A 7,567-nucleotide genomic window follows, 5' to 3' on the forward strand; every position below is an offset into this window, starting at 1 on the left:
TTATGGTCAATGCCGACGGCAGCCTAGGCGAGCGCAACACCCTGAGCTGCGGTTCCATCGAACACAAGATGGGCATCAAGGCATCCGCCACCTGCGTGATGAACTTTGACGGCGCCACTGGCTGGATCGTCGATGCGCCGAACAAGGGCCTGGCGGCGATGTTCACCATGATGAACTACGAGCGTTTGGGTGTAGGTATCCAGGGCTTGGCCGCTGGCGAGCGTTCTTATCAGAGCGCTATCGAATACGCCCGTGACCGTCTGCAAAGCCGTGCGCCGACTGGCCCGGTTGCCAAGGACAAAGTGGCTGACCCGATCATCGTGCACCCGGATGTACGCCGCATGCTGCTGACCATGAAGGCCAGCAATGAAGGTGGCCGCGCGTTCTCCAGCTACGTCGCCATGCAGCTCGACACCGCCAAGTTCAGCGAAGACACCACCACGCGTAAGCGCGCTGAGGAACTGGTGGCGTTGCTGACGCCCGTGGCCAAAGCCTTCCTCACCGACCTCGGTCTGGAAACCACCGTGCACGGCCAGCAGATTTTCGGCGGCCATGGCTTTATCCGCGAGTGGGGCCAAGAGCAACTGGTGCGTGACGTGCGCATTACCCAGATCTACGAAGGCACCAACGGCATTCAGGCCTTGGACTTGGTTGGACGCAAAATCGTCGGTAGCGGTGGCACGTTCTACAAACACTTCGCCGACGAAATCAAAGCCTTTACCGGCAGCGCCGATGCCTCGCTGGCTGAGTTTGTTGAACCATTGAAAGCTGCCGTCGCCAACCTTGACGACCTGACCGCCTGGCTGCTGGAAAGCGCCAAAGGCAACCCGAATGAAATCGGCGCTGCCTCGGTGGAATACCTGCACGTGTTTGGCTACACCGCCTATGCCTATATGTGGGCACTGATGGCCCGCGCCGCACTGGGCAAAGAAGGCCAGGACGAGTTCTACGCCAGCAAGCTGGGCACTGCGCGTTTCTACTTCGCCCGTCTGCTGCCGCGTATTCACTCGCTGACTGCGTCGGTTAAAGCCGGTAGCGAATCGCTGTACCTGCTCGACGCTGCGCAGTTCTGATAACAGCTAAGCGCTAACAAAAAGCCCCGCAATTGCGGGGCTTATTGTTGGGCAACGATGCGGATGCCCGGTAGGTTGTGCTGTGCGGACCAAGCGATTTGGGCGAATTCCGGCTCCCGGCACCTGGGTCCCCGCCTGCGCGGGGGCGACCGTAAGCGCTACGAAAATATCCGTCATTCCCGCGTAGGCGGGAATCCAGGATTTAGATCGTGCCGCTGTATAGGCCTTAACGCGGTGTGCCCTTGCTGGCTACTTTTCCGACGTTATTCCTGGGTTAACTGATCAGCCGCCGCTGGCGCATCAATGTAGCGATTGCGGATGCCTTGAAGCGCTTCGATCTGGTCGTTGCGTGCCTTTTCCTCGGCATCTGGCGGGTCAATCTGGTTCCAGCGTTTGTACATTTGCAATTGGCCGACAATGGGCAAGCCGTATTCGCTACGCATATAGAAGATCGCTCGGGCCACATTACCCTTGGCGCTGTCCGGCGGTTCGATCAATTGAAAGCTGGCTTTGAGCTGGCAGCCAATATCGCTGAACTTGCTCGACACCCCGTCGCCCAGCTCACCGAACTGCGCATTGCGCCGCGCTAGTTCAACCAGGCTGAGCTCGGGATACATGTTGTGCAGGTCGCTCAACATAAAGGGATATTGCGGGTTGGTTTCGGCGCATTGGCCGTCGGTGACGCAGCGTAACGCCGACTTAATCTGCTTGGCGCCATACACCAGGCTGGCAGTCACTTGACCGCGTTCCCCAGTGAACGGCTTGGCGCAATACAGCGTGGTGCCGCCTTTGGCGTAGAGCTGTTTCCAGAAGAATTGATCGACGGCGATTTTGGGATCAGAGAGCTGATTTTGCCCGCCGGCAACCGCATAAGAACAAGCGCAAAACGTTAAACCAGCAAGGGCAACTGCTACTGCGCGCATGAGACAAACCCCAGGGAACTGCACGATCGGTGTTTTGCTTTTGTTGTTTTGTAGGACAAAGCGAGTCTAACAAGAGCCAGTTCACAAAATAAAGCCGACCTAAGGCATGGTTTAAAGATGTGTAAGCCAAAGCTTACAAAGCGTGCTGGCGATTGGCGCTATCGCCAAACCCCGCTCGTCGCTACTCTGCTGCCCATGGACGTTGCGCAGGAAGCGCCTAGGAACCTACAAGGACACGCTGGATTTCCATCAGGAAGATGGTCGATTACGGATGTCAGGACACAGTCTGCAAAGCCCCGCTTCGGCGGGGTTTTCTTTTTCCGGAATTATTTTCCGGTACGAGTTTTCGCGCCTTACCGCGCATAAAAAAACACCGGCCTGGCGCCGGTGTTTTTTTATGCCTGCAACTCAGGCTAGGCGGCCTCAATCGCCCCTTGGTTGTCGCGGCGATTTTTATGCACCGTTGCGGCAACCACTAGGGCAAAGAGAATGACCGCCAGCACCGCCGACGAACCGATTGTGCCGAAATCCAGCCCGCCTTTTTCGTGCGACTTGGTTAGCACGTCGCCCAATGTGGCGCCGAACGGACGGGTCAGCACGAAGGCAATCCAGAACAGCAGCACCGCAGAAATACGCGTGTAGAAATGCGCCAGTACCACGACACCTATTGCCCCGCCAATCAGCAGCGCACCGCCGGCAAAGCCCAGCCCGGAGTCGTCCGCCAGGTAGTCGCCCAGCGCAGTGCCCAGGGTGTTGGAGAACAGAATGGCGATCCAGTAAAACAGCTCGCCCTTAAAGGTGCGTACGTGGTCGACCGACAGCGAGCCCTCGCTCCAGCGCCATACCGCCAGCGTCACCAGCAGAATGGTGATCAGCAGGGCAGAGCCGGTGGCATAACCCAGGCCGAGGGTGCGGTCCATAAAGTCCGACATGGTGGTGCCGGCGGTGCTGGTGGACAGAATCACGATCCAATACAGCATCGGGTTGTAGGTTTTGGCTTTGAGCTGAGCGACCAGGGTCACCAGAAATACGCTGATGAGGATCATCGAGCTGATGGCGTAGCCAACGTTGAGGGTCATGGACAACAAGTCGCCGGCGGTTTCGCCGAGGGTTGTGGCACATATTTTCATCACCCAAAAGGCCAGGGTGATCTGCGGAAGTTTATTCATCGGCGTGCATTCCTGAGACGGGAGAAATGGCGTGAATGGCTGTGCACGCCGGACAAAGCCTGGCTTTCCAGGAGTCGTTTCTGGATGTTTCAGGCGCAGGATGCGTTTGCAGGTGTGAAAAAAAGATCAATGACAGATGAAAAAATCATCTGCCGGCAAATAACCCGGTCTACCCATTGCAGGCAGACCGGTGTGTGACGGTTTTAGCCTTTGCTATGCAGTGCCACCCATTGCGCATAGGTGTCGATGAACTTCTGCAGAAACGGTTTGATGCTATCGCTCAAGGTGCCGTCTTCAGCGAAGAAACTGCCGGCGCCGCCCAGGTACGCTTCCGGCTGCTGCAGCATATGCACATCGAGAAAGACCATGGACTGGCGCAAGTGATGGTTGGCGCCAAAACCACCGACGGCGCCCGGCGAGGCACTGACTACTGCGCCGGCTTTGCCGCTGAACACACTTTGGCCATACGGCCGTGAGCCGACGTCGATGGCGTTCTTCAGCGGCGCGGGCACCGAGCGGTTGTATTCGGGGGTAATAAATAGCAGCGCCTCGGCGGCTTTTACCTTGTCGCGAAACGCCGTGTAGGCGGCGGGCGCTGGGCTGACGTCGATGTCTTCGTTGTATAGCGGCAAGTCGCCGATCTCGACAATCTCCAATTGCAGCGAGGGCGGCGCCAACTCTGCCAGGGCTAAGGCCAGCTTGCGGTTGATCGAGGCTTTACGCAGGCTGCCAACCAATACGGCGACGCGGTGAACCTTGCTCATACAGACTCCTTGAACGGTGGGGAAAGGTCGATCTTAGAAAGCGTCAGCAGGAAACTATAGTAAGCCTGTGCGCAATCGCCCGGCCCAGCGCGTTATTGCCGGTTAAAGGCGCTAAACAAATCCTGCACAAATGCTTGCTGGGCCTCACTGGGTTGCCGGCCGCGGTGGCTGCCAAGGTGAAACTGCACGCTAAAGCCCAACTGCTCCGGCAACACGGCCCGCAGACGTTTGGCCCGTACCCACGGCGCGGCGATATGGGTGGGCAGATAGGCCAGATGGGCGCCGGATAATACAAAGACCAGCGAGCCCTCAACCTGTTCACTGCGCGCGCTGCTATTGGCCGACTGCCAGGGCTCGTCCAATTGCAGAAAACGGTAGGGGTGGTGCACGCCATCCTGGTCATGCAGATCGGCAAGGCTCAGCGTTTTGCGACTGAAAAGCGGGTGCCCGGTGGTGCAGTACAACGCCTGTTCTTCGCTAAACAGCAGTTGGTGTTCGATGGCGAGTTGAGCGCCGGAAAAATAGCCGATGGCCAGGTGTAGTTGGTCGTGCAGGAGACGGCGCTCCAACTCGGCCGGTGTGGCGCTCAAGACTTCGATTTGCACCGCCTGATTGCGTTGGCGAAACAGGCGAATAGCGCTGCCGACGCGCTCAAGAATTTGCCCATCCAAGCCTTCCGAAAGGCCGATGCGCAGCTCGCCTAACAGCTTGTCCGCCATGCCCTGGGCTTCGCCCTTGAACACCTCAATGGCGGTGAGCAATTTACGGGTGGCAACCAGTACTTCTTCACCCTTAGGCGTCAGGCGAAAACCTGCTTTGCCGCGCTCGCACAAGCGAAACCCCAGGCGAGTTTCCAGCTTGGCCATTTGCGTGCTGATGGTCGACTGGCCAATCCCCAGCTCGCCCTGGGCCGCACTGAAGCCGCCGTTCTCCACCACGCTGATAAACAGCCGCAGCAATTGCAGATCGAGGTCGCGTACCTGGCTAAGCATGGCATGTCCAAACATTGATGGGGTGCGATGCCAAGGTATATCACTTTGCATTTATCCGAAGCAAAGCGCGGCGCACTATCAGGCCATCCAGAGCCTCCTGCCAGCGTTAATGGCCATTCGAGAGGCGCGGTAACCGTTAACTGCCAGAGGAGATCACCCATCATGCGAATCGCCGCGTGCGCTGTACTGCTGGCCGTCACGTTGCCCCTGCATCTGCCGGCCCAGGCCGAAGGAAAAGCCCTGAATATCTACAACTGGTCGGAGTACATCGGCCCCGAAGCGTTGAAGGGTTTTCAGGCCGAAACCGGCATTCAAATCAAGTACGACGTGTTTGACAGCGCCGAAGCCCTAGACAGCAAACTGCTTACCGGCGGCAGCGGTTATGACGTGGTATTCCCGTCTTCCAGCGGCCTGGCGCGCGCGATCAAAGCCAAGGCCGTGCAGCCCATCGATGCAGCTGGCCTCACGCTGTACCGCAACCTTGACCCAGAACTGCTGAGCAAACTCGCCACCTCCGACCCCGGCAACCGCTACGGTGTGCCTTACACCTGGGGCACCATCGGCCTGGGGCTGAACAAGGAGGCGGTGAGCAAACGCCTGGGCGAGGACGTGCCGCTAAACAGCCTGGACCTACTGTTTAAACCCGAATACGCCAGCAAGCTAAAAGACTGCGGCATCGGTGTGCTCGACTCTCCGCAGGAGGTGATTAGCTTGGCCCTCAACTACCTGGGCCACGACCCGTACAGCACCGCTAAAGCCGACCTTAAAGAAGTCCAGCAACTGCTGACCACCTTGCAGCCCAACGTGCGTTACGTTGCCTCTGGCCGGCAGATTGACGACTTGGCCAAGGGCGAGGTGTGCATTGCCTTGAGCTACAGCGGTGACGCCGCCACCGCCGCCGCGCGTGCAGTAGAGGCCAAGCAGCCATTCGAAGTGGTCTACCGCATTCCCCGCGAAGGCACCCTGGTGTGGTTTGACACCATGGCCATTCCCGTCGATGCCCCGCACCCGCAAGCGGCGCTGGCCTTTATCAACTACATGCTGCGCCCCGAGGCCATCGCCGAAGTCACCAATAGTGTGTTTTTCGCCAACGCCAATAGCGCGGCAACGGCCTTGGTCGACCCAGCCGTGGTCAATGATCCAGATATCTACCCAGCCGCGGAGGTGCGTGCCTACCTGTTCAGTGAGCAGATGCAAAGCCTGCCCCAGCAGCGCGAACGCACCCGCCTATGGACCGCCTTTCGCAGCCAATACAAATAAGGAGAACCTGCATGGACCAGGCATCACGTAACGACCAAGCTCTCACCCGCGACAGCCTGTACGGCACTGCCGCCGAAGCGACCTACGGCGGCATCACCAGCTTTATGCGCCGCCGCTACAGCCGTGACTTGCGCGGCGTTGATGTGGTGGTTAGCGGCGTGCCATTCGACACCGCCACCACCAACCGCCCTGGCAGCCGTTTTGGCCCTCGGGCGATTCGCGCGGCCTCCACGCAAATGGCCTGGGCGCGGCACTTCCCCTGGGAATTCGACCCCTTTGATGAACTGGCGGTGATTGATTATGGCGACTGTGATTTCGATCATGGCCAGCCGCAGCTCACCCCTGGCGCCATCGAAGCCCATGCCGACGGCATTCTCGCCGCCGGCTGCGCCATGCTGACGTTGGGGGGCGACCACTTCATCAGCTACCCGCTGCTTAAAGCCCATGCAAAAAAACACGACGCGCTGTCGCTGATTCACTTCGACGCCCACAGCGACACCTGGCCAGACGAAGCGGTGCAGCGCATTGACCACGGCACCATGTTCTACCACGCCGCCCGCGAAGGCCTGGTTGCCCCGGCGCGCTCGGTGCAAATCGGCCTGCGCACCACCAATGACGATGTGATGGGCTTCCAGGTGCTGGATGCGCGCCACGTCCACCGTCATGCCCCGGAGCAGATCGCCGAACAGATTCGCGCGCGGGTCGGCGATAACCCGGTGTACCTGACCTTCGACATCGACTGCCTCGACCCGGCATTTGCACCGGGCACGGGCACGCCGGTGTGCGGCGGACTAAGCAGCCATCAAGCGTTAGAAATTCTGCGCGGTTTACGCGGTATCAACCTGGTGGGCATGGACGTAGTCGAGGTGGCGCCGCCCTACGATCACGCCGAAGTCACCGCGCTAGCCGGGGCAACCATCGCCATGGAAATGCTCTGTTTGTACGCGGCGAAACATACGCACAAAGAGTGATGGCGCACTTAGGTTGAACCGTAGAGGCGGGCGGCGGGTCCGTTAAGGGGTACGTTTTTTCAACTGAAAAGGAACTCCTTTCATGGACCTGATCCGCATCCTGATCGCCATTCTCCTGCCGCCGCTGGGCGTGTTCTTACAAGTCGGTTTTGGCGGCGCGTTCTGGCTGAACATTCTGCTGACGTTGTGCGGTTACATCCCCGGCATCGTGCATGCGGTGTACATCATCGCCAAGCGTTAACGGCATCCGAACGGCCAATAAAAAAGCCCCGCTTATGCAGGGCTTTTAGAGGTCGCTTGGTGCGCGCAGCACACCCTAAAGGCACTCAGTTTTGGCTTTCATCCTCTACCGCGTCGGCTAGCAGCCCAAGCGAGAAGCCAGAAATCGAGGCAATACTGCCGCGCCATAAGAAAC

At 59.0% G+C, this 7,567-nt stretch carries 8 protein-coding genes; 4 read left to right on the forward strand and 4 right to left on the reverse strand.

Annotation, left to right across the window (positions count from 1 at the left end):
- The coding region (locus AAAB16_RS22840) for an acyl-CoA dehydrogenase C-terminal domain-containing protein (protein WP_340665405.1) at positions 1-1,073 on the forward strand (1,073 nt) is incomplete at its 5' end.
- Between the two features lie 263 nt (positions 1,074-1,336).
- Here AAAB16_RS22840 and AAAB16_RS22845 read toward each other — a convergent pair.
- From AAAB16_RS22845 to AAAB16_RS22860, 4 genes are all read right to left on the reverse strand, one after another.
- On the reverse strand, positions 1,337-1,996 hold the full coding sequence (locus AAAB16_RS22845) for an endonuclease (protein ID WP_340665406.1): 660 nt from the start codon (positions 1,994-1,996) through the stop codon (positions 1,337-1,339).
- A gap of 413 nt (positions 1,997-2,409) precedes the next feature.
- Positions 2,410-3,165, reverse strand: coding sequence for a hypothetical protein (locus AAAB16_RS22850; RefSeq protein ID WP_340665407.1), 756 nt, complete (start codon positions 3,163-3,165; stop codon positions 2,410-2,412).
- A gap of 203 nt (positions 3,166-3,368) precedes the next feature.
- On the reverse strand, positions 3,369-3,929 hold the full coding sequence (locus AAAB16_RS22855; protein ID WP_110615209.1) for an NADPH-dependent FMN reductase: 561 nt from the start codon (positions 3,927-3,929) through the stop codon (positions 3,369-3,371).
- A gap of 92 nt (positions 3,930-4,021) precedes the next feature.
- Positions 4,022-4,921, reverse strand: coding sequence for a LysR family transcriptional regulator (locus tag AAAB16_RS22860; RefSeq protein ID WP_340665408.1), 900 nt, complete (start codon positions 4,919-4,921; stop codon positions 4,022-4,024).
- Between the two features lie 162 nt (positions 4,922-5,083).
- Between AAAB16_RS22860 and AAAB16_RS22865 the strand changes: the two genes are divergently transcribed.
- The 3 genes from AAAB16_RS22865 to AAAB16_RS22875 all read left to right on the forward strand — a co-directional run bounded on the left by AAAB16_RS22865 (position 5,084) and on the right by AAAB16_RS22875 (position 7,393).
- Positions 5,084-6,181, forward strand: a complete 1,098-nt coding sequence (locus AAAB16_RS22865; RefSeq protein WP_340665409.1) for a polyamine ABC transporter substrate-binding protein — start codon at positions 5,084-5,086, stop codon at positions 6,179-6,181.
- Between the two features lie 11 nt (positions 6,182-6,192).
- A complete protein-coding gene (gene speB, locus AAAB16_RS22870; RefSeq protein ID WP_340665410.1) occupies positions 6,193-7,152 on the forward strand; it encodes an agmatinase in 960 nt (319 codons plus the stop codon).
- Positions 7,153-7,234: 82 nt separating this feature from the next.
- The gene (locus AAAB16_RS22875; protein WP_074939855.1) at positions 7,235-7,393 is read left to right on the forward strand and encodes a YqaE/Pmp3 family membrane protein; all 159 of its coding nucleotides are present in this window, start codon (positions 7,235-7,237) and stop codon (positions 7,391-7,393) included.
- Positions 7,394-7,567: the final 174 nt, after the last annotated feature.

The sequence above is a fragment of the Pseudomonas sp. genome (assembly GCF_037994325.1).
Taxonomy (GTDB): Bacteria; Pseudomonadota; Gammaproteobacteria; order Pseudomonadales; family Pseudomonadaceae; genus Aquipseudomonas.